Here is a 21,428-nt window from a genome sequence, read left to right on the forward strand (position 1 = left end):
ACAAATTAATCAATAATATTGAACGTATGAAAGTATATAATAAAGGTGGAAGACCCACCAAATCATTGATAGAAAAACGCACCTATCGGGTGAACCTAAAGATGAATACCGAGGAGTATTACACACTCAAAACCCGCGCATCGGAAGCAGGAGTTTCACCATGCGATTTTATCAGAGTTGTAATTCTAAAGGCTGAAATACGACAACGACTTTCGCCCGAATGGATGGAACATATTCGCAAACTGTCAGGCATGGCAAACAACCTGAATCAGATTGCACACAAGGCAAATGCCGCAGGTTATCCGGATGCTCGAATGGAATACCTGTACTTAGCCGACAAGATTGATCACCTGTTAGACCAGATACAACAATGATGGCAAAAATAGTAAAAGGAACAGCTTTTGGCGGTGTAGTAAAATACATTCTCGACCCGGCGAAACAGACTAATTTGTTGGATTCCGATGGTGTACGCCTAAAAAACTTGAACTCTATTGTTCAGAGCTTCGAGGCTCAACGAGAGCTAAACCCACGAGTGAGCAAGCCTGTGGGCCACATCTCGTTGGACTTCTCAGCACAAGACCGAGCCAAAATAACCGATGAAGTGATGATACAGATTGCACACGACTATATGAACCGCATGGGTATAGTAAGCACACAGTACATCATTGGCAGACATCACGATAAAGAGCATCCACACCTACATATAGCCTTTAATCGTGTGGATAACAACGGACACACCATCTCCGACCAGAACGACCGTTTCCGTAGTGAAAAGATATGCAAAGAGCTAACCGCCAAGTATGGATTATACTTCGCAAGTGGCAAAGAGCAAGTAAAACATCATCGCCTAAAAGAACCTGATAAAACCAAGTATGAGATTTACAACGCTCTGAAAACAACTGTTCCTCAATGTAGAAGCTGGCGAGAATTATTGGAACGATTGAATAGTGAAGGCATCACTGTTGAATTTAAGATGAAGAGCGGAACTAATGAACCGCAAGGCATTAAGTTCAGCAAGAACGGCTACCACTTCAACGGCTCAAAGGTAGACCAACAGTTCAGCTTTTCAAAGATAGACTTTGCATTACAACGAAATGTTCATGCAGATCAGAAGCAAGAGACAAACATCCAGCCACCATCACAGAATTCTCAACAGGGATTTACCTCTCCAGATTCTGATAGTTTGCTAAGTGGCATAGGTGGATTATTTGATGGGATACTCACACCTAGTCCTGCTTACGATCCCGAAGAAGAAGCTTTCCGTCGCCAAATGCAACGGAAGAAAAAGAAAAAAGGAATAAGAAGATAACAATTTAAAACAAGTTACTATGTTTGTAAACGTTGACAATCTTCGCTCGTCGGGACGGGTGGTCCCGCCCCTTGCCGCTGGGCGCTCCCCGACCGATGATTTTTAGATAAAGAAAATAGGCGTAATAATTGAATTACTAAATTTGCAATTGACAAGATTCAAGATTCAGTAATTAAAACTATTACACCTATGGTACAAAGTAAAGCATTAAATTTTGAAGGTCAAAATATCTATATTGGTATTGACGTTCATTTGAAGACCTGGCATGTGAGTATCATCACCGAATCCGGCTGTTTGAAAAAGCACAGTCAGCCATCTTCAGCCCAAGCGCTCTTTGAACATTTGAAGAAACATTATCCCAACGGTAATTATTTGTCAGCTTATGAAGCTGGTTTCAGTGGTTTTTCCACTTATTATTCATTATGGGATTGTGGTATAGAATGCCTTCCGGTTCATGCTGCAGATATTCCTACCGGTCAGTACGAATCGGTAATGAAAACTGATGCCATTGACTCGACCAAAATAGCAAAGGCTTTGAAATCAGGTTTTCTCAGAGGTATTTATATACCCAAGAAAGAGATGCTGGATGACCGTAACGTTATGCGTTTTCGTATCACATTGAAACGTCAACTTTCCGGTTACAAGTCTCGAGTCAAGCACCTGATTTATAATAATGGAGTTAGTTATCCTGAATGTTTTCAAAACTCCAGGTCTCATTGGTCTAAACGCTTTCTTAATTGGTTACATGAAGATGTACAACTATTATCTGAGAGCCGTAATTCACTGGATCTATTGCTAAGACAGGTGGAGTTGTTTCGCAAGAACCTGCTTGAGACTACCCGACTGATCCGTACATTGTCACGTAACGAACGCTATGGCAGAGCATACGAGAATATAGTCTCGATTCCCGGTATTGGTATGATTACAGGCATGTGTCTTTTGACAGAGATTGGTGACATAAACCGCTTTCATAATGAAAAACAGTTCGCCTCCTATCTAGGGCTGGTACCTACAAGCCATAGCAGTGGTGAAAAGACAAGTCACGGTCAGATGACATTCCGGGGAAATAAACGGCTCGGTCCGTTATTGGTGGAAAGTGCATGGGTAGCCATACGGCAGGACAGGGCATTAGCTGCTGCTTACGGTGAGTATTGCAAGCGTATGTTACCACAGGAAGCGATAATCCGCATAACCCGAAAATTAGCGAACAGAATACTGATTGTACTCAAAAGTGGAAAAAAGTATGAGCATGACAGATGTTACTGAGAGAAAATATAAAAGCCCTTCAGGCAAATTTCAACTGGGACGACTCCTGCATAATTTATGATGAACCGTAAAGGTTGCATCTCAAACAAGACTGTTGCGTCCTACCTATTATTCTGAAGAAGTAAATTGTTGGCTACATACATTGTGGCACAACTTATAGAAGTTTGTCTAATAGGGCTTTTATTTAACTCTAAACCATATAAGGAGTAAAACTCTGAGATGGTTCAGAGATTGTGGCTTGAGTCGCAATCCGGATGGGGATTGTTTCTTTATCTGATTTCAAAAAACGTAAGTGATTGATTTATAAAGTTAATAACAAATAAAAAGGTATTCAATTATTAGGAATACAACATAGAAAAAATTATGGATATAAAAATTATCATTTCTATGTTCGAGGACTTGAAAAAGTTAATCTCGGAGCAGTTTAGCAACCTTTCGAAATTGATTGAATCTTTGGTTAATGTCAAATCCGACCAACCTGCCCTACCAATTATACCACAGGTGGATCTATCTGAATTAGAAAACCATATGGCTCAGACTAACGAACTTATCAAAGAAGGGTTCCAGAAACAGCAAGAACAATTACATGAGTTTAACCAGAAGTTAGAACAACAGCAGGATAAGCCCCTACCCGTTCAGAAGTATCTTCATTCCATAGAGTTAAAATCGTCGAAGGTAGTCATTGCATTGATTTTGCTTGGTGTAGCGCTGCTCGCCTCAATGAGCTACAACGCCTATCAGTTCTCAGCAAACAGCCGTTTGACGGGTAACGATATTAAGTTCCGCTACATCAAAGCCTTTGGTGAAATCACTCCCGAAAACCTGCTAAAACTCGAAACTATTTTCGAATACGATCCCGACAAACAGAAACAACGTTCTATCCGTAAGATGGTAGAAGAGCACGAACAACGTGTAGAACAGCGTGCCCGTGACCTCGAACAAGCCCGACTTAAAGAGGCACAAGCCGAACAGCTCCGCAAAGAAGCTGAGAATCTTAAACAAAAGAAGTAGATTAAATACAGCAAGAAAGATGGAGAAAACATCTCCATCTTTCTTAGTGCCTGACTACGAAGACATATAATTACTATGAAATAAAGTTTAATTTTATAGTAATGTATCAATGGTATTTATTAAATTTGCAATTTAAGTCAATATAATCAACCAATGATGAAAGAAATCAATAGATTAAAATCGGTATTAATCGAGCAGAAGAAAACTGGCAAATGGTTGGCTGAAAATTTAGGTAAGGATACTGCAACAGTGTCACGTTGGTGTAATAATCATGCCCAACCATCAGTGGAAACCTTCACTCGCATTGCGGAACTATTGAACATTGACGTAAGGAAATTATTCAACAAGACAAAATCATAGTATTGGTATTTATGAAGATAATAGATAATAAACAGGGACGAACATTATGTAACGAGATTAAAAATCGTATTGAACCTGATGCAATAGTATCATTAAGCACAGGGCTCTTTACTGTTTATGCACTCTATTCTCTTCGTGAGAAACTAGCTAATATCAAAGAGTTCAATATTCTAATTTTATCTAATCCTATAACACAGTTACCGGAAGGACTTTCGATAACAACAGAATCAAATATATGGGGAACAGATGACGAAAAAGAGCTCAAGCGACAACTGCTTTTAAGGCAGGTTGCAGAGGAGTGTTCGAAAATAGTAAGCCATGTCGGTTGTATAAAGAAATTATCAGTGCCAAGTGCATTGGGTTTTAAATTGCTCTTCATTAGGAATATTTCGGGAAGTGACTGTGTTGTGAATAGTGGTATATCTGATTTTTCAGCTGATAATATTGGTTATTCAAGTTCTGCCAATAGCCAATGTCATATTGTTCAAGATGAGAAAGAGGCTATAGAACAACTACGTGTTTTTTATAATCAAACTTGGGGAAACAAGAATCAAACAATAGACATTACAGCCGAAATACTGAACGAATTACAAAAAGGGTTCAAAGATTACACTCCCAATGACGTGTATTATTATATTCTTCACCACCTATTTCACTACTCGATTGTGGAGCTTGCTGGAGATAAAATAATCAAAACTAAAACAGGTTTTAAAGAAAAAGAAGTATGGAATAAGCTATACAAATTTCAAAAAGATGGAGTTATTGGAGCTATTGAAAAAATAGAGAAGTTTGGTGGGTGTATTATTGCCGACAGTGTGGGACTTGGTAAAACCTTTGAAGCATTGGCTGTTATCAAGTATTACGAGTTAAGAGGTGATAGAGTGCTTGTCTTGTGCCCTAAGAAACTCCGAGAGAACTGGACAGTTTACACACAGAATGATAGACGAAACATTTTTATCAATGACAGATTTGGGTACAAAGTTCTAAATCATACTGATCTAACAAGAACACGAGGAAAATCTGGAGACGAAAATTTAGCTACATTCATTTGGTCAAATTATGACCTTGTGGTTATTGATGAGTCTCACAATTTCAGAAACAACAACCCGGCAAAGGGCGAGATGACTCGCTATGCAAGGATGATGAATGAAGTAATAAAAAAAGGAGTTAAAACAAAGCTCTTAATGCTTTCTGCTACGCCTGTAAATAATAGAATGAACGACCTGAAAAATCAAATTTCATTTATTACTGAAGGAAATGATTTAGCCTATATTGATGAGGGTATCGACAATATCACCAATGTAATGAAACTGGCACAGAAGCAGTTTACCGACTGGACAAAAAGCTCCGAGAGACATATAAATACGCTGTTTGATAAATTAGACAACCGTTACTTTAAGTTGCTTGATATGCTTACCATCGCCCGTTCTCGCAAGCATATTGTAAAATACTATAATTCATCAGATGTAGGGAAATTTCCAACACGATTAACTCCTAAGAATGAAAAAACGGATATAGATAGTCAGCGTTTATTTCCATCGTTGCGAGAGATTAACAATGCTATTCGCAAAATGAATTTGGCGAATTTTTCTCCTATGTCCTATTTGAGAGATGACAAGGTGGCTGAATATGAAGCTAAGTATGACTATCAGTTGAGTTCGGGAAGTGTGTTTAAGCAAGTTGACCGTGAAGCGAGTTTGATTCACTTGATGCGTGTAAATTACCTCAAGAGGATGGAGAGTTCAATAAACTCATTTTACTTAAGCATACAAGCACTTTTGGAGCAGGTGAACAACAATTTGCTAAAGATAGAAAATGCTGCTGAACTTACTGATGAGTCTGTCGCTATTGAAGATATTGACATTGAAGACGATGATAATGAAGCACTGATTGGCAACAAGGTAAAGGTGCTTTTGCAGGACATCAACCTTGTCAAATGGAAGCAAGCATTAGAATATGATCGAGATACACTCACGAAGTTATTGGATAGTGCAGCAACCATATCTGCCATACGGGACGAAAAATTGGAACGATTGAAGCAGATTATTGCTGAAAAGATTGCTAACCCTATCAATAACAACAATAAAAAGGTTATTATTTTTACAGCTTTTGCAGATACAGCAACATATCTCTATCATGAAGTTTCAGCGTGGGCATTATCAAATTATGGATTATACTCAACACTAATAAAGGGAACCGGAACTAATAAAACCAACTTTCCTTCGGCGAGTACCAAGGATATGAATGAGTTGATAACGCATTTCTCACCTCTTTCAAAAGAACGCCATAAGACGTTTCCTACGGCAAAAGGCGAAATTGATATATTAATCGCTACTGACTGTATCTCTGAGGGGCAGAACCTTCAAGACTGTGATTATTTAGTGAATTACGATATACATTGGAATCCGGTGCGTATCATTCAACGTTTCGGACGTATAGACCGACTTGGTTCTAAAAATGATAAAATACAGTTGGTGAATTTTTGGCCCAATATGGAGCTAAATGAATACATCAACCTTGAAAGTCGAGTGAAGGGTAAAATGGTACTCCTTGATATTTCGGCTACTGGCGAGGAAAACCTTATAGAGATGAATGAAAACGACGAGATGACAGACTTGGAGTATCGTCGCAAGCAATTGGAGCAGATACAAAATACGGTTTTGGATTTAGAGGATATTCAAGGTGGTATCACGATAACAGATACCAATATGAACGACTTCAGAATGGATATTCTTGAATACGAGAAAGAACATCTTGCCGAGTTAAAAACGACACCTAAAGGGATTCATACGGTAGTCGAAACAACGGATGAAGAGATATTGCCGGGAACAGTTTTCTGTATGCGAAGTTCTGCCCAACAAAAAGGGAAGAGTTTACTTGCCCCTTACTATTTAGTCTATACGGGCGAGGACGGTTCCACTATTTTAGGTTATACTCAGGGAAAACGTTGTTTAGATTACTTAAAAAAGCTATGCCACGGGAAAATGGAGGTGCTGACCCATTTGGCTCAAAGTATGAAGAAAGAGACAAAAAACTATACGAATATGAGTCGCTACTCTTCATCTTTCCAATCAGCCATCGAAAGTGTTATTGGCAAGTCACAAGAGGTGGGTGCTGCATCTTTCTTTTCTAGTGAATTGATTTCGCTCAACTCTGAGGGAGCAACCTCGCAAAGTGATTTTGAGATTGTCGCATTTGTAGTAATAAAACGAGGATGATAGATTATCTAAACATACCAACAATAGCGTTGATAAATACGCCTATCAGCAAAAAGTTATTTGCTGATAAGGCTCCTTTGTCTGCTGCAGAGAAGCGTATGTTGCGTGAAGATGTTGAGAGTATTGCAATGAAAGGTCTGCTTCAAACACGTACAATTGGATTGCCTTCATATAGTGACGATGAATATCTCTACGACCAAATAATTGTGTCCGAGGTGAGGATAAAGAGCCTATCAAAGGCATCGGCTATCGCAACAATGATACAACGTGCTTTTCCTGTACCTATGTTTTTGATACTGTCCCACGACAATCAGTATAGTATAAATTGGTGTGTGAAGCGTATCAATCAAGCAGACAGGAGTAAACGAGTCATGGAGGAGCAACAGATAACTCGTTTCTTTGCAATAGATGACAGAGATATTATTGCGAGAAGTTGGTTACATTCACTTGATATAACCAAGTTACAATGCCCCACGCTTAAAGATATGTTTGATGAGTTGTGTGGTAGGTTGATAATGCTGACTGTTTCGGACGAAGCAGAAGTATTTATAGAAGCCAATGCTTATAAAGTAGAGCAATTTAGAGCGGTACTCAAAGAATTAGCAGATAACCGTGAAGAGCAAAAAAAGGTCAGTGCAAAGATAAAAGCAGAAACGCAGTTTAATGCACAACTAAAACTTAGCTCGAAGCTCAAAACACTGCAATTTGAAGAAAAAAGGATAAAAGAAAAATTGAAATAGAAAACAAAAAAAATGAGAATATGAGAATAAACAATATCAGACTTCGAAACTATCGCTGTTTTGAAGATATTGGGTTAGAACTTCACGATAAGTTCAATCTTATAGTGGGTATAAATGGAACAGGTAAAACGGCAATTTTGGAGGCATTGAGAATTGCCATAGGCTCACTATTTCTCAGTGTAGATAAGTATAAAGATAAAATATCGAGCCCTACAATCTCGCAAGATGATGTTAGGTTGCAGAATTTGGAACAGCAGTTTCCTGTGTTTATTAATACTGTTGGTGATATTGATGAATTTGATGTAACTACTTCATTGTTTCGCACGCTCTCATGGGAACGTTCACTTGAGACTAAAGGTGGAAACACAAAACATATTAATGCAAAGGAGATGAAAGAAGCATCTTCGGAAATGCAGAGGCGTATACGAAATGTAGAAACTGAGACAACAATTCCTTTAATCGCCTATTATTCGACCGAAAGGTTTAAAAAAGAAAAACGAGATGTCGGCGTAGAGCCTGATGGGAGCAGACTAAGAGGTTATTATCACGCTTTAGATCCGTTGACGAATATCAAATTCTTTTTGGATCTATGGAACACCGAAACTCTCTCTGACTTGCAAAATGGTACTCAGTCGCCAATGCTGGCTGCTGTGGCTGAAGCGGTAAAGAGTTGTATTAATAACTGTGAAGATGTGAAATTTGATATAAAACAGCAGGAACTAATAATGACGATGAGTGATACTCACGAGCGTCTTCCTTTTCATGTCCTTTCTGATGGAGTTCGTTCTATGTTTGCAATGGTTATGGAAATAGCATTCCGCTGTTACTTATTGAATCCTCATTTAAGAGAGGATGCAGCCAGAGAGACTTCTGGAGTAGTGCTTATTGATGAAATAGATCTGCACTTACACCCAGAATGGCAAAAACGGGTTATTGGTGATTTGAGACGGACATTCCCCAAGATTCAGTTTATAGTTTCAACTCATGCGCCATTGGTTATTGGCTCATTAACTGAAGGTCGAATATTTAGTATCAAAGAAGGTCAAGTGTTTGATTTTCCATTGCAGTATGGTCGTGATGCGAACTTTATTTTAAATGAGATGGGAACCGAGGAGATGGATAAAGACTTGAAAGATAGCTTAAAAAAATACTTTCTAATGATAGAATGTGGACAAGGAAAGTCTGATGAAGCTTTAACTCTAAGACGAGATTTGGAGTATAAATTGGGCGAAAATCATACAGAGTTACAACGAGCAAATATGATGCTGAGTTTTTTCTAAAAGACACACGAAATGAGATATATAGAAAAGACCGCTGAGCCTGCTTGTATGACAACATGGAAACAAAAAAGGGAAAGTGCCAAGCAGAAATTAGTTTATGATGAGTTTGATAAGAAGAGGGAGTTGAATGACCTGTTAAGGGAAGAGCAACACCATATTTGTTGTTATTGCCAACAAAAATTAACTCATTATCAGGGAAGCAAAATCGGAGGAAGTCACAATGAACATCTCGATCCTCAAAATGGGGAGTATGGTCACGACACTCATCAAATGAATTACTATAATATATATGCTTGTTGTATTGACTCTCAAGGCCTTAAAAAGAAGGAAAAAGAAAAAAAGCATTGTGGAGAGTTCAAGGGTGATGATATCATCTGGGGCTTTATACAAAAGTCAGATTGTGTGGAGTGTTTTAAGTACAACGTATTGGGAGAGATAATACCAAATGGAGAATATGACAAATGGGAGGATTATCAGATAAACTATTCGGTATTGCCGATTGTGCAAAAGGATGCTGTCTATACGATACAAAATTTAAACTTGAATTGTAATTATTTAAAAGATGACAGAAAGAAAGAGATAACCGCATTGTTATCTATTTTGGTAACCATGTCAAAAGAACAGGTTGAACAAAGGATAAGTACCATTGAAAGTGAACAGTGCTATCAAAGGTATATAGACCTATTGTTGTATTACATGAAAAAAAAACAATAAAGAAGTATGGTAAAGATGATGACAGAAACAACTCGCTTAAATCTGCACGCCAAAAGCATAGAAAATATTGAGGCTATCAGATGTAAGATTAACGAAATTATTAAGCTATATAATACTGGCAAATATCCTATTAAGTTACTTCAATTTGATATGTTTGTTAGTATGACAATGTCCGACTCATTTGTATTAGTTAAGCAATATACAGCTGCAGACCAACGATGGGAAGAGATATTCATAGCGGAACAGATATATATCAAGATGAATGAAAGCCTTAAAAAGTTAATAGGGTTTCATAAAGATGGAGATAGAAAGAGCTATTGGATAAAGATAATGGGAAGTTATGTGCAAAATCATAAGGAGTTACTTGAAGAATACGATACTATCAAAAAAAAATTGATTCAATATGCTCAAAATGAAGAACTTCAATGCTATATAAAATCGTACCGCAACTATGCCATACATGGAGATGAGGATTTAGATTCATTAAAATTGTTCAAAGAAATTAACGAGATCAATATTGACTATACGTTCAAGCTATTTACACAATGGGCAGAATTTCTGAAAAGCATATCCGCTTTCATCTCCTCTTGTTATAAAAATGAAGTTGAAAAATTGAAATAAAAACACCATATATGGAAAAAATAACGATGCCGCAGGCGGAGAGCCGTAGTGCAGACCTTGTGAATGAGAACTTGGAGCTGTTGAAGCAGATTTTTCCCGAAGTGATAAAGGAGGGACGAGTCGATTTGGAGGCTCTGCATGACTTGCTGGGCAGTTATGCTGATACGGCAGAGGAGCGTTTTGGACTCAATTGGGCAGGGAAAGCCAATGCACGTCGTGAGGCTCAGAAGCGAAGCTCAGGTACCTTGCGTCCTTGCCCCGAAGAGAGTGTTGATTGGGATACAACCGAAAATCTATATATCGAAGGGGATAATCTTGAAGTGTTGAAACTGCTGCAAAAGAGTTATCACAAGCAGGTGAAAATGATCTATATCGACCCTCCATATAATACAGGAAAGGATTTTGTCTATAAAGATAACTATAACGATAATTTAAGCAACTATTTGGAGCAGACGGGACAAGATAGGCGTATGTCGACCAAAGCCCTAAGTGATAGTGATGGACGCTACCACTCCAATTGGCTCAATATGATGTATCCACGTCTGAAATTAGCTCGCAACCTGCTTACGGATGATGGGGTTATTTTCATCTCTATTGATGATAATGAGGTGGATAATCTCAAAAAAATATGTGATGAAATATTTGGAGAAGAGAATTTCTTTATGAACGTAATTATTAGAGCAAACAGTAGGGGGCAAACATATAAACAGATATCAAAAACTCATGAGTATTTATTAGTGATTACCAAAAGTGATGCAACTGAATTGCTTGAGCTTGAAAAAGGATCAGATAACTCCGACCTAAATTTAGTTGATAACATAAGCAATTACAATATACGAGAATTACGCAATCGCAACCCTAAGTTTGGTCGTCACAATAGACCAGGCTTATATTATCCTATTTATGTAAATACATCTATTGCAGATAAAGATGGTTTTTTTCCTGTTTCTTTGTCACAAAATAATGGATTTAATGTTGAGGTTTATCCATTAAATTCAGAAGGGAAAGAAAGCTGTTGGAGGTGGGGTAAGAGTAAATTTGCAAACAATATTTCAAATAATACTTTAAATAGTAATTTGATTGCAAAAAATAAATCAACAGGAGGATTTAATATTTATGAAAAATACCGAAAAACCACATTTAAGCCAAAATCAATTTGGGATGAGAATGGATTTTTAACTGAATCAGGAACAGTACAGGTAAAATCATTAGGTTTCAATAGTGAATTCGAATTTCCTAAACCTGTTGACTTAATTAAACGTTGTCTTGCTTTATCTACAACTGAAAATGATGTTGTTTTTGATTTCTTTAGCGGCTCAGCCACAACAGCCCATGCTGTAATGGAATTGAATGCTGAAGACGGAGGCAAACGCAAATATATCTGTGTACAAATACCCGAAGAGACACCTGAAGATAGCGAAGCCAGAAAAGCAAAATTCTATACAATACCTGAAATAGCTAAAGAGCGTATCCGCCGAGCAGGTAAAAAGATTCTCGAAGAGCAGAAAGCTAAAAATGATGGACTCTTTGCTGGGGAGACTCCCAAATTAGATGTAGGATTCAAGGTATTCAAATTGGATAGCTCCAACGTAAATGCGTGGGATAGTAACCCAGAAAAATTAGAGGCTGCATTGAATAACTCGCTTTTCAATATCAAAGAAGATAGAACAGAGGATGATTTGCTCTATGAGATTCTAATCAAATATGGAATAGAGCTAACCGAAAAAATCAACCGCCACATCATAGCAGGCAAAACCGTCTATGAAATGGGAGCCGGTTCGCTTATCGTATGCCTTGCCGACAACATAACAACAGACGTTGCCGAAAGTATCGGCAAACTGTGGAACAAGGTGCGACCTGAAGATGAGAATGTGAAATGCCGTATGGTGTTTAAGGATTCAGGCTTCAATGGTTCGGACGAGATGAAAACCAACACGATGCTGATACTCAAACAGCACGGAATCATTAATGTCTCATCGGTATAAAAAGGAGTAAACAGTATGGCGAAAAATATGACGATAAAATTCGAGAGCCATCTCGAATATCAAGACGATGCTGTAAACAGTATCTGCGACATCTTTGAGGGAGAAGAGATTTTTCAAACAAATTTCTCGATTAGCACGCCCAAAGGTGCTCAAGGACATTTATATGGCAATGTTGGTATCGGTAATACGATAAAAATAATTGAGGAGGATATGCTTGATAATATTCAGCGTATCCAACTTCGCAATGGCGTGCCTCAATCCACGGCTCAGAGTTTCAAAAAAGAGGGCATGAACTTCTCTGTGGAGATGGAGACTGGCACTGGCAAAACTTATGTCTATCTGAAAACGATATTTGAGCTCAACCGTCGCTACGGATTTACCAAGTTTATAATAGTAGTACCGAGTATTCCTATTAAGGAGGGAACGAACAAGTCGCTGCAAATAACCAAAGAGCACTTCAAAAGTGAGTATGAGAATGTGGTGTATGACTATTTTGTATATGACCCAGCCAAATTGGAGCAGGTGCGTTCTTTTGCAACAGGCGATACGATTCAGATAATGGTTATCAATATTGACTCGTTTCGCAAGAGCTTTGAGAATGACGATGAGAATAGCAAGTCAAACATTATCCATCGTTACAACGATACATTGGGGCATAAACCTATTGAGTTAATCAAAGAGACAAATCCAATAGTTATCATCGACGAACCGCAAAGTGTGGATAATACAGACAAGGCGAAAGAGGCGATTGCGGCTCTCAATCCACTGTGTTGTTTGCGTTATTCCGCTACACACCGCACGCCCTATAATATGATGTACAAGCTCGACTCTATTGATGCTTATGAGTTGAAGCTGGTGAAACAGATAGAGGTGGCAACTGCTACGGTAGAAGGTTTTCAAAACGATGCGTATATCGACCTGATAAAAGTCGACAATACATCTGGAATTAAAGCCTATCTTGAACTGGATTGTCAAACCAAAGGCAAGGTTGACCGCAAAAAGAAGTGGGTAAAGCAAGGCGACGACCTATTCGATATAACCAAACGTGACCAATATGAAGGCTACATCGTAGAAGATATTTGGAACGATGGGGAGTGTTGGTTTCTATCCTTCACGAGTAATGACAAGGTGATTAAACAAGGTACTCCATCAGGAAGTCTGAATGACGAAGCGATCAAGCGAGAGCAGATACGAATGACCATTGAAGCTCACTTAGACAAAGAGCTTATTCTTAACCCTCAAGGGATTAAGGTGCTTAGTTTGTTTTTTCTCGACAAGGTGGCAAACTACCGTGTATATGACTCAGAGGGAAACCGTCAAAATGGTAAGTACGCTCAAATTTTTGAGCAGGAATATGCTAAGTTGATACGCAAGCAGAAGTATCATACACTATTCAATGACTTGCGAGATAGAAATGTTGATGTTGCCGACGTGCATGATGGTTATTTCTCTGTGGATAAACAGAGTAAATCATCAAATAAAAAGGATAAATTTGAATGTTACGTTGATACATCTGGTAAGACAACAAAAGATGATGACGCTTTTCGTCTTATTATGCAGGCGAAAGAGGAGTTGTTGAGTTTCGATACACCTTTACGCTTTATATTTACACACTCTGCACTGCGTGAGGGATGGGACAATCCGAATGTATTTCAGATATGTACGCTCAATGACACTGTCAAAGAGATGAAAAAACGTCAAGAAATTGGGCGTGGACTCCGTATTTGTGTTAATCAACAGGGAGAGCGTGTTAAAGGGTTTGAGGTCAATACTCTTACGGTTATGGCAAATGAAAGCTATGAAGAATTTGCCAAACTACTTCAAAAAGAGATTGAAGAGGATACCGGAATTGTTTTTGGACTATTATACAAACACTCATTTGCTCGTATCGTTGTGGACAACACGAATGATAAACCGATATTTCTCGACGAAGAAAAATCTAATCGTCTTTATGACTACTTTGTTGAAAAAGGCTATGTAAAAGAGGAAGTTGTAAATAAAAAGAGTAAAGAGGTTGCCGCCAAAGTTCAAGATAAGTTAAAACTTGACTTGAAAGATAATCGTGTGGATATACCGGAAGAGTTTAATTATATTAAAGCTCCAATAGTAAAAGTACTCAAGCGTATTGCAGGTAATTTTATGAATATCAAAAATCGCGATGATGTACGCCCGGTTACGTTTAAGAAAGAGATACTTCTCAATGAGGATTTCAAAGCTCTCTGGGAACGAATAAAGTACAAAACTACCTATTCTGTAAAGGTTAAGTCAGACAAGTTAATTGAGCAATGTGCTCAAAAGATATGGGCAGAAGTTACCATAGGTAAAGGAAAGTTTATTACTCGCAAGGTCAAATTGGCAATTACAGAAGCGGGAGTCCAAGAGGGTGAAGACAAACCTCGTGAATCAATGAGAATAATAGACGAAACAGTCTCTTCTCTGCCTGATATTGTTACTTACCTGCAAAATGAAACGGGGCTTACTCGTCAATCTATCGTAGATATTCTGATTAAGAGCGAACGCTTGGAAGCATTTAAGAAAAACCCTCAAGCATTCATTGAATCAGTTATAGATATAATCCGTAATGAGATGCGTCTGTTATTAGTTGATGGCGTAAGGTATAAGCGTATTGATAACGATATGTGGTGTCAGGAGCTGTTCGAGAATAAGGAGTTGCAAGGCTACTTGAATAGTAATCTTTTAGAGAGTGATAAATCACCCTACGACTATGTTATATATGACTCTATCGTAGAGCGTGAAATGGCAAAACGATTGGAAAGTTCGGAGAATGTCAAGGTTTATGCAAAGCTCCCATCTTGGTTTAAGATTGACACACCACTCGGACCATATAATCCAGACTGGGTACTTGTGTGGGAAGATAACAACGAGCAGAAACTATACTTTGTTGTCGAGACAAAAGGCGGACTGCTTGCTGATGCGATAAAGGATACGGAGATGAAGAAGATTGAATGCGGCAAAAAACACTTCAGAGCTATTGATACTGGGGTGCGAATGGAGCTTGCTGATAATTTTGATACATTAAGCAATGTAATAATGAGTAAAATATAAATAAGCTATATTATGGCTGAAAAATATAACGCATCCAATATCGCATTAGAGCAAGTCCTGAACTTTATCAAGTCCGGTGAAATCGCTATTCCTGAAATTCAACGTCCTTTTGTTTGGAAACCCAGACAGGTACGTGATTTGATAGACTCATTATATACAGGCTATCCAACCGGATACCTTATTATCTCTCAAAGTCCTAATATGAAATTGAAAGACGGCACTCTTTCTGAGGGAAAAAAGATAATGATAGATGGACAGCAACGGGTAACTGCACTGATGACTGCCATTATGGGAATGGAAGTTATCAATGCCAACTTCGAGAAAAAAAGAATAAAAATAGCATTTAATCCTTTGGCTAATCCTGAAAACGAAGAAGAAATATTCAAAGTACAAGATAATGCCATTTTGAGAGATAAACGCTGGATTGCAGATATTGCAGAAGTTTTTAAACCGACTTTTGATCTATGGCAGTTCGTAAATGAATATTGTACTGTAAATACTGAGATTAGAGGAAGCGAACTGAATAAAATTCTCATGCAGTTGATGGATATCAAGAACCGTCAAATAGGTGTAATTACATTAAACAGAGAGCTCACCATTGACGAAGTTACAGAGATTTTCATTCGCATCAACAGCCAAGGGGCAAAACTGAACCAAGCAGACTTTGCCATGTCAAAGATTGCAGCCAATACGAACTATGGCGGTAATGTACTAAGAAAAGCTATCGACTATTTCTCGCATTTAGCTATCCAACCGGATTGGTATGGAGATATGGGTAAAGATGTAGAATTTATGGCGACTCCGTTTGCTAATAAATTAAAGTGGCTGAAAGATGATCGTGAAGATATATTCGACCCTGATTATAATGATATTCTTCGAATAGCCTTCATGTATAAATTCAATCGTGCCAAAATGAAGGACTTGGTAAGTTTGTTAGGAGGACGCGATTTTGAGACGCGTGAATACAAAGAAGAAATTGCAGAAGCTTCATTCCAAAAGCTTACAGAAGGGGTTATGGACTTTATGAACGAGTATGCCTTTTCGAACTTTGTATTAACAATTAAGTTAGCCGGATTTATCAGTAGTAAACTGATAAACTCACAAATGACACTTGATTTCGCCTATACGCTTTATCTCCTACTCCATGCTGATCCTAATATCGACAACGGAAAAATTAAGCACTATGTTGCCAAATGGTATGTCATGACTACTTTAACTAGCAGATATATCACCTCTCCTGAGAGTGTTATGGATACGGATATCCGCAGAATTAAAGAGAGAGGATTTGTTGCATACTTCGAGGAAGTTGAAGCAGCTAATTTATCTGAGACCTTTTGGAGTGTAGGATTAGTTCAAAATCTAGAAACATCAGCTATCAATAGTCCATATTTTAATACTTATCTAGCTGCGCAGATTTATAATGGAGATAATGCTCTATTTACAAATGGAGGTAAGGTTAGTGACTTGATTACTGTTATTGGGGATGTTCATCACATTTTCCCTAAAAAGTATTTGATTAGAAATGGCTGGACGGATAAATCGAAATACAATCAAATTGCAAACTACACCTATCTTGATACGCAAGTTAATAAAGCGGTATCTGATGATGCACCCTACATTTATTTCAGCAAAGCATTCGAGCAATGTGAGACCAAACAACTCATATATGGCAACATTACGGACTTAGATATACTTCATAAGAATCTGAAACAAAATTGCATCCCAGGAGATATAGTGGAAATGGGGAATTCTGATTACGATGTTTTTTTAAATGAACGGCGTAAGTTAATGGCACATAAGATTAAAGAGTACTATTATAGTTTATAAAGAAGGCTATATGTAGTTCATATATAAAATAATGATTCATGACTAAAGAGCAGAAAATACTATCCTTATTAACCCAATTCAAGGAGCTGGGTATAGACCAACAGATAGATTATAACAAGTTCTATCTATACTCTATTATTACCCATTCAACAGCTATTGAGGGTTCAACTGTCACTGAAATTGAGAATCAACTGCTGTTTGATGAGGGTATCAGTGCTAAAGGCCGCTCTATGACTGAGCAACTGATGAACTTAGATTTGAAAGCGGCATACGAACAATCTATTGTCTTTGCAAAGAACCATAGCGATATTTCTGTTGATATGCTCAAAAAACTATCTTCTATTGTTTTGAAGAATACAGGTACTATATACAACACTCCATTAGGCGAATTTTCGTCAGCAAATGGAGATCTGCGTTTACTGAATGTCACGGCTGGCACCGGAGGACGTTCTTATATGAATTATTCTAAGGTGCCTACAAAGCTGGCAGAACTTTGTGAAAGTATCAATCAAAGACGAAAGACTCTTTCAAAGGCGAATGTTATTGAATGCTACAAGCTGAGCTTTGATTCCCATTTTCATTTGGTAACTATCCATCCCTGGGCTGATGGGAACGGTAGAATGTGCCGATTGCTGATGAATCAATTGCAGTTTGAGTACGGGATTATCCCTTCCAATATCAACAAAGACCGTAAAGCCGAATATATAGAGGCTCTTATCGAAACTCGTGAAAATGATGATATAGAGCTATTTCGAAACTTTATGTTTGATGAACATATACGCAATTTGGAGCAAACAATTCTTAATTATCGGGCATCAATAGAGGATGATGGTTTAGAGCCTCGTGTCGATGTCGGTATAAATGTCGGTACAAATGTCGGTATAAACGAGCAACGTGTATTAGAACTTATCCGGATTAACAACCGGACAACCGCAAAAGAGGTTGCCGAATCGCTTTCTGTCTCCTTACGACAAGGGGAACGTATTATGGCAACCCTAAAGGAAAAAAGGCTAATCAAGCGTATTGGTTCTAACAAGTCGGGACATTGGGAGGTAATAGAGCAACCATAATGCAACAAAAGCATAAATGAATGACACGAATTCATAAACGATTGAAGCAATAAATGAAATCATGAACAACAATATATTAATCTACACCACTCCCGACGGAAAAAAGAAGCTGGAAGTCAATCTCAAAGATGAGACTTTATGGTTGTCTTTGGATCAGATTGCAGAACTGTTCCAGCGAAACAAGTCGACTATTTCAAGACATATAAAGAATATCTTTGAAGAGGGCGAACTGAACCCAAAAACAACTGTTGCAAAATTTGCAACAGTTCAAAAAGAAGGAGACAGAAAGGTCGAACGGAATATAGATTACTACAATCTGGATATGATTATCTCAGTAGGCTATCGTGTAAACTCCCTACAAGGCACTCATTTCCGTATCTGGGCGACACAAGTGCTCAAGGAGTATATGATAAAAGGCTTCGCAATGGACGACGACCGTCTAAAGCGTGGTGGAGGTGGCAATTACTTTGATGAACTACTCTCTCGCATCCGGGACATCCGTTCCTCTGAAAAACTGTTCTATCGAAAAGTATTGGAAATCTATGCCCTCAGTATCGATTATGATCCGCGTAGCGAAGTAACCAAGGAGTTCTTCGCATCCGTCCAGAACAAAATGCACTATGCTGTACATGGGAAAACAGCAGCCGAGCTGATTTATAGTCGTGCGGATGCACAGAAAGATTTTATGGGACTAACCTCATGGACAGGGTGCTTACCCCATAAATCGGATACGGATATTGCCAAGAATTATCTTTCAAAAGAGGAGATCGACACATTAAACCGGATAGTCTCACTCTATCTGGACTTTGCCGAGCTACAAGCGTTAGACAAACGCCCCATGTATATGAAGGACTGGCTCAGCAAGTTGGATGACTTCCTGAAACTATCAGGCAAGGAGTTACTCCATCACGTAGGGGTAGTTTCCGCTGAAATGGCTAAGTTAAAAGCATATAACGAATACGATCAGTTCAAAGAGCGTATACAATATGAACTATCGCCAGTAGAAATCCACTTTCTTGAATCGTTTGAGGAAACGCAAAAGAAGTTGAAAAAATAGAAATATTAAAGCAAATAAGTAGTAATAAAAAAGCAATACCCTATGCGTTATCTGAATTCATTTTGCGATTCTTTCATTACTGTACAAAAGCACTACAAATAATCAAATATGTAGTATGCTTGTACAAAAATTCTACACTTTTGTAAACCATTTGCTTCATTTTTCATATCTTTGCCCCTGCAAACCATTTGTAACCCCATAGCGGTAACACTCACCAAATCAATCTTTTAAAATTGGTTTGAGACTTCCGTAAATGGGCTGAAAAAACGCGGTACAACACGTATATCGAAAACACTGAAAACCAACACATTGAATTTCCCGGTACTTTCAATGTAATTGTAAAAATGAGGTCTGTACCGTTTAAAAGGCGAAAACGCTAACAATCAATAGCGTAAATATGCTGCATCGGAAAATAGATGAATAAATCGAAAAGACAAAATCCCATATAGAAATATATCCAATTTCACCTTTTCCAAAATCGGAATTATAACACATTATTCTTTCACAGAAAAAGTAAGTGAGGCTTCATGCCTCACTTATCTCACTATAATCCCCACATCAATAAGTTCATCTCTTCTCCGTATCTACCCCATTTTCCATCCACCTACAACTTCTGCTTCTCCTTATTCAATGCTTGCCTTAAAGTTCCACTATCCAACACCACCCTATCCGAATGAACCAGATACAAAGCACACCTCCGCACAACATTAGCAATAGACCCTCCCGACAATTCCGTTTCTGCTGCCTGTTTAATAAGCTCTTCACTGTTTTTCCCCAGCCACACTTCAGGTAGCATCTTCCTCCACAATTCCGCGCGAAGTTCAGCCGTAGGCATTGGAAAGTAAATGACCGATTGAAATCGGCGTGAAAACGCCTCATCAATATTGGAACGTAAGTTTGTAGCTAATACTACCATACCCGGGAAATCCTCTATACGCTGTAACAGGTAAGCCACTTCCTGATTGGCATGTCGGTCATTAGATGTATTTGTCGAAGTACGTTTCCCGAAAAGAGCATCCGCTTCGTCAAAAAACAAAATCCAATTTCTGTTCTCTGCAAGGTCAAACACCTTCGCCAGGTTTTTCTCCGTTTCTCCAATATACTTGGAAACAATCATAGACAAATCAACCCGGTACACATCCATCCCGTTTTTCTTTCCAAGCAATGTGGCAGCCAATGTCTTTCCCGTACCCGGCGGGCCGTAAAACAAAGAACGATAACCGGCTTTCAAGAAGCGCGCCAGTCCCCATTCATCCATGATTATTTTATTGGAAGCTATCCAAGTATTAATTTCCTCCAATTCCATAGTAACGTGGTAGTCCAGCACCATGTCCTCCCATTCCAGTTCCGTAGTAATCCGTTTGGCAGGGAAACCTGCATGATAATCCGGCTTGTAATCCTTATCCAGCAATACCCGGCTTAGAAATTCCTCCGATACACTAAGTTGTCCGCTAAGGAAAGGTTCGCCATCTCCCGCCCCCTCCAACTGTAAGATATTCCGCACAGCCAATCTGTGATTTCTCTGTAAAAGTCCGATCATCTTTTTACGTTTCTCCACATCTTCCCCTGCAAGAATAAAGACAGCCGTTTCACCGGTTGGAAGAAAGCCGCCATGTGACAACCCCTTCCAGCCGCCGAACTCTGTATATTGACGGTCAAAATTTTTGTTCTGCACGAAAAATATATCCAGCATTTGGGGACAGACATGAGGCATAAGAGCCAACATAATTACGATCCTCTCTTCAAAAGACAGTTCTTGTACAGATGTTACCTTCTCAAGCCACCCGGAATCTGGCACTTGTATTTCTTCCAATGAGTTATATTCACACTCTTGTTGGAAATACAACTGAATGGATGTTGTCAGCACCTCACTGAACCAAGATATATGCTCGTGCATAAACACC

At 38.5% G+C, this 21,428-nt stretch carries 16 protein-coding genes; 15 read left to right on the top strand and 1 reads right to left on the bottom strand.

Annotated features, from left to right (window positions below):
* Positions 1-26: 26 nt before the first annotated feature.
* The 15 genes from PHO71_RS09605 to PHO71_RS09675 all read left to right on the top strand — a co-directional run bounded on the left by PHO71_RS09605 (position 27) and on the right by PHO71_RS09675 (position 19,524).
* Complete coding sequence (locus PHO71_RS09605; protein ID WP_300202308.1) at positions 27-374, top strand: MobC family plasmid mobilization relaxosome protein; 348 nt, start codon at positions 27-29, stop codon at positions 372-374.
* The gene (locus PHO71_RS09610; RefSeq protein ID WP_300202311.1) at positions 371-1,309 is read left to right on the top strand and encodes a relaxase/mobilization nuclease domain-containing protein; all 939 of its coding nucleotides are present in this window, start codon (positions 371-373) and stop codon (positions 1,307-1,309) included. The genes PHO71_RS09605 and PHO71_RS09610 overlap by 4 nt, the downstream gene beginning before the upstream one ends.
* A gap of 189 nt (positions 1,310-1,498) precedes the next feature.
* A complete protein-coding gene (locus PHO71_RS09615) occupies positions 1,499-2,575 on the top strand; it encodes an IS110 family transposase (protein WP_300202316.1) in 1,077 nt (358 codons plus the stop codon).
* Between the two features lie 363 nt (positions 2,576-2,938).
* Complete coding sequence (locus PHO71_RS09620; protein ID WP_300202320.1) at positions 2,939-3,586, top strand: hypothetical protein; 648 nt, start codon at positions 2,939-2,941, stop codon at positions 3,584-3,586.
* Between the two features lie 156 nt (positions 3,587-3,742).
* Positions 3,743-3,946, top strand: coding sequence for a helix-turn-helix transcriptional regulator (locus tag PHO71_RS09625; RefSeq protein ID WP_300202410.1), 204 nt, complete (start codon positions 3,743-3,745; stop codon positions 3,944-3,946).
* Between the two features lie 11 nt (positions 3,947-3,957).
* Entirely contained in the window at positions 3,958-7,164 is a 3,207-nt protein-coding gene (locus PHO71_RS09630; protein WP_300202323.1) for a helicase-related protein, read from the top strand.
* Positions 7,161-7,904 carry a DUF4391 domain-containing protein gene (locus PHO71_RS09635; RefSeq protein ID WP_300202325.1) on the top strand — a complete coding sequence of 248 codons (744 nt, stop codon included), beginning with the start codon at positions 7,161-7,163 and terminating at the stop codon, positions 7,902-7,904. Before PHO71_RS09630 ends, PHO71_RS09635 begins: the two co-directional genes overlap by 4 nt.
* A gap of 20 nt (positions 7,905-7,924) precedes the next feature.
* A complete protein-coding gene (locus PHO71_RS09640) occupies positions 7,925-9,184 on the top strand; it encodes an AAA family ATPase (protein WP_300202328.1) in 1,260 nt (419 codons plus the stop codon).
* A 12-nt stretch (positions 9,185-9,196) separates the two neighbouring features.
* Positions 9,197-9,898, top strand: a complete 702-nt coding sequence (locus PHO71_RS09645; RefSeq protein ID WP_300202331.1) for a retron system putative HNH endonuclease — start codon at positions 9,197-9,199, stop codon at positions 9,896-9,898.
* Positions 9,899-9,904: 6 nt separating this feature from the next.
* Positions 9,905-10,519 carry a hypothetical protein gene (locus tag PHO71_RS09650; protein ID WP_300202334.1) on the top strand — a complete coding sequence of 205 codons (615 nt, stop codon included), beginning with the start codon at positions 9,905-9,907 and terminating at the stop codon, positions 10,517-10,519.
* An 11-nt stretch (positions 10,520-10,530) separates the two neighbouring features.
* Entirely contained in the window at positions 10,531-12,504 is a 1,974-nt protein-coding gene (locus PHO71_RS09655) for a site-specific DNA-methyltransferase (protein ID WP_300202337.1), read from the top strand.
* 15 nt (positions 12,505-12,519) lie between these two features.
* Positions 12,520-15,570, top strand: a complete 3,051-nt coding sequence (locus PHO71_RS09660; RefSeq protein WP_300202340.1) for a DEAD/DEAH box helicase family protein — start codon at positions 12,520-12,522, stop codon at positions 15,568-15,570.
* A 12-nt stretch (positions 15,571-15,582) separates the two neighbouring features.
* The gene (locus PHO71_RS09665; protein WP_300202343.1) at positions 15,583-17,397 is read left to right on the top strand and encodes a DUF262 domain-containing protein; all 1,815 of its coding nucleotides are present in this window, start codon (positions 15,583-15,585) and stop codon (positions 17,395-17,397) included.
* A 38-nt stretch (positions 17,398-17,435) separates the two neighbouring features.
* Positions 17,436-18,467: a Fic family protein gene (locus PHO71_RS09670; RefSeq protein WP_300202346.1), complete on the top strand. Its 1,032-nt coding sequence runs from the start codon at positions 17,436-17,438 to the stop codon at positions 18,465-18,467.
* Positions 18,468-18,528: 61 nt separating this feature from the next.
* Entirely contained in the window at positions 18,529-19,524 is a 996-nt protein-coding gene (locus PHO71_RS09675) for a virulence RhuM family protein (protein ID WP_300202349.1), read from the top strand.
* 604 nt (positions 19,525-20,128) lie between these two features.
* Here PHO71_RS09675 and PHO71_RS09680 read toward each other — a convergent pair.
* Positions 20,129-21,421 carry an ATP-binding protein gene (locus tag PHO71_RS09680; protein WP_300202351.1) on the bottom strand — a complete coding sequence of 431 codons (1,293 nt, stop codon included), beginning with the start codon at positions 21,419-21,421 and terminating at the stop codon, positions 20,129-20,131.
* Positions 21,422-21,428 lie beyond the last annotated feature (7 nt).

It is taken from the genome of Bacteroides sp. (assembly GCF_028690125.1).
Taxonomy (GTDB): domain Bacteria; phylum Bacteroidota; class Bacteroidia; order Bacteroidales; family Bacteroidaceae; genus Bacteroides.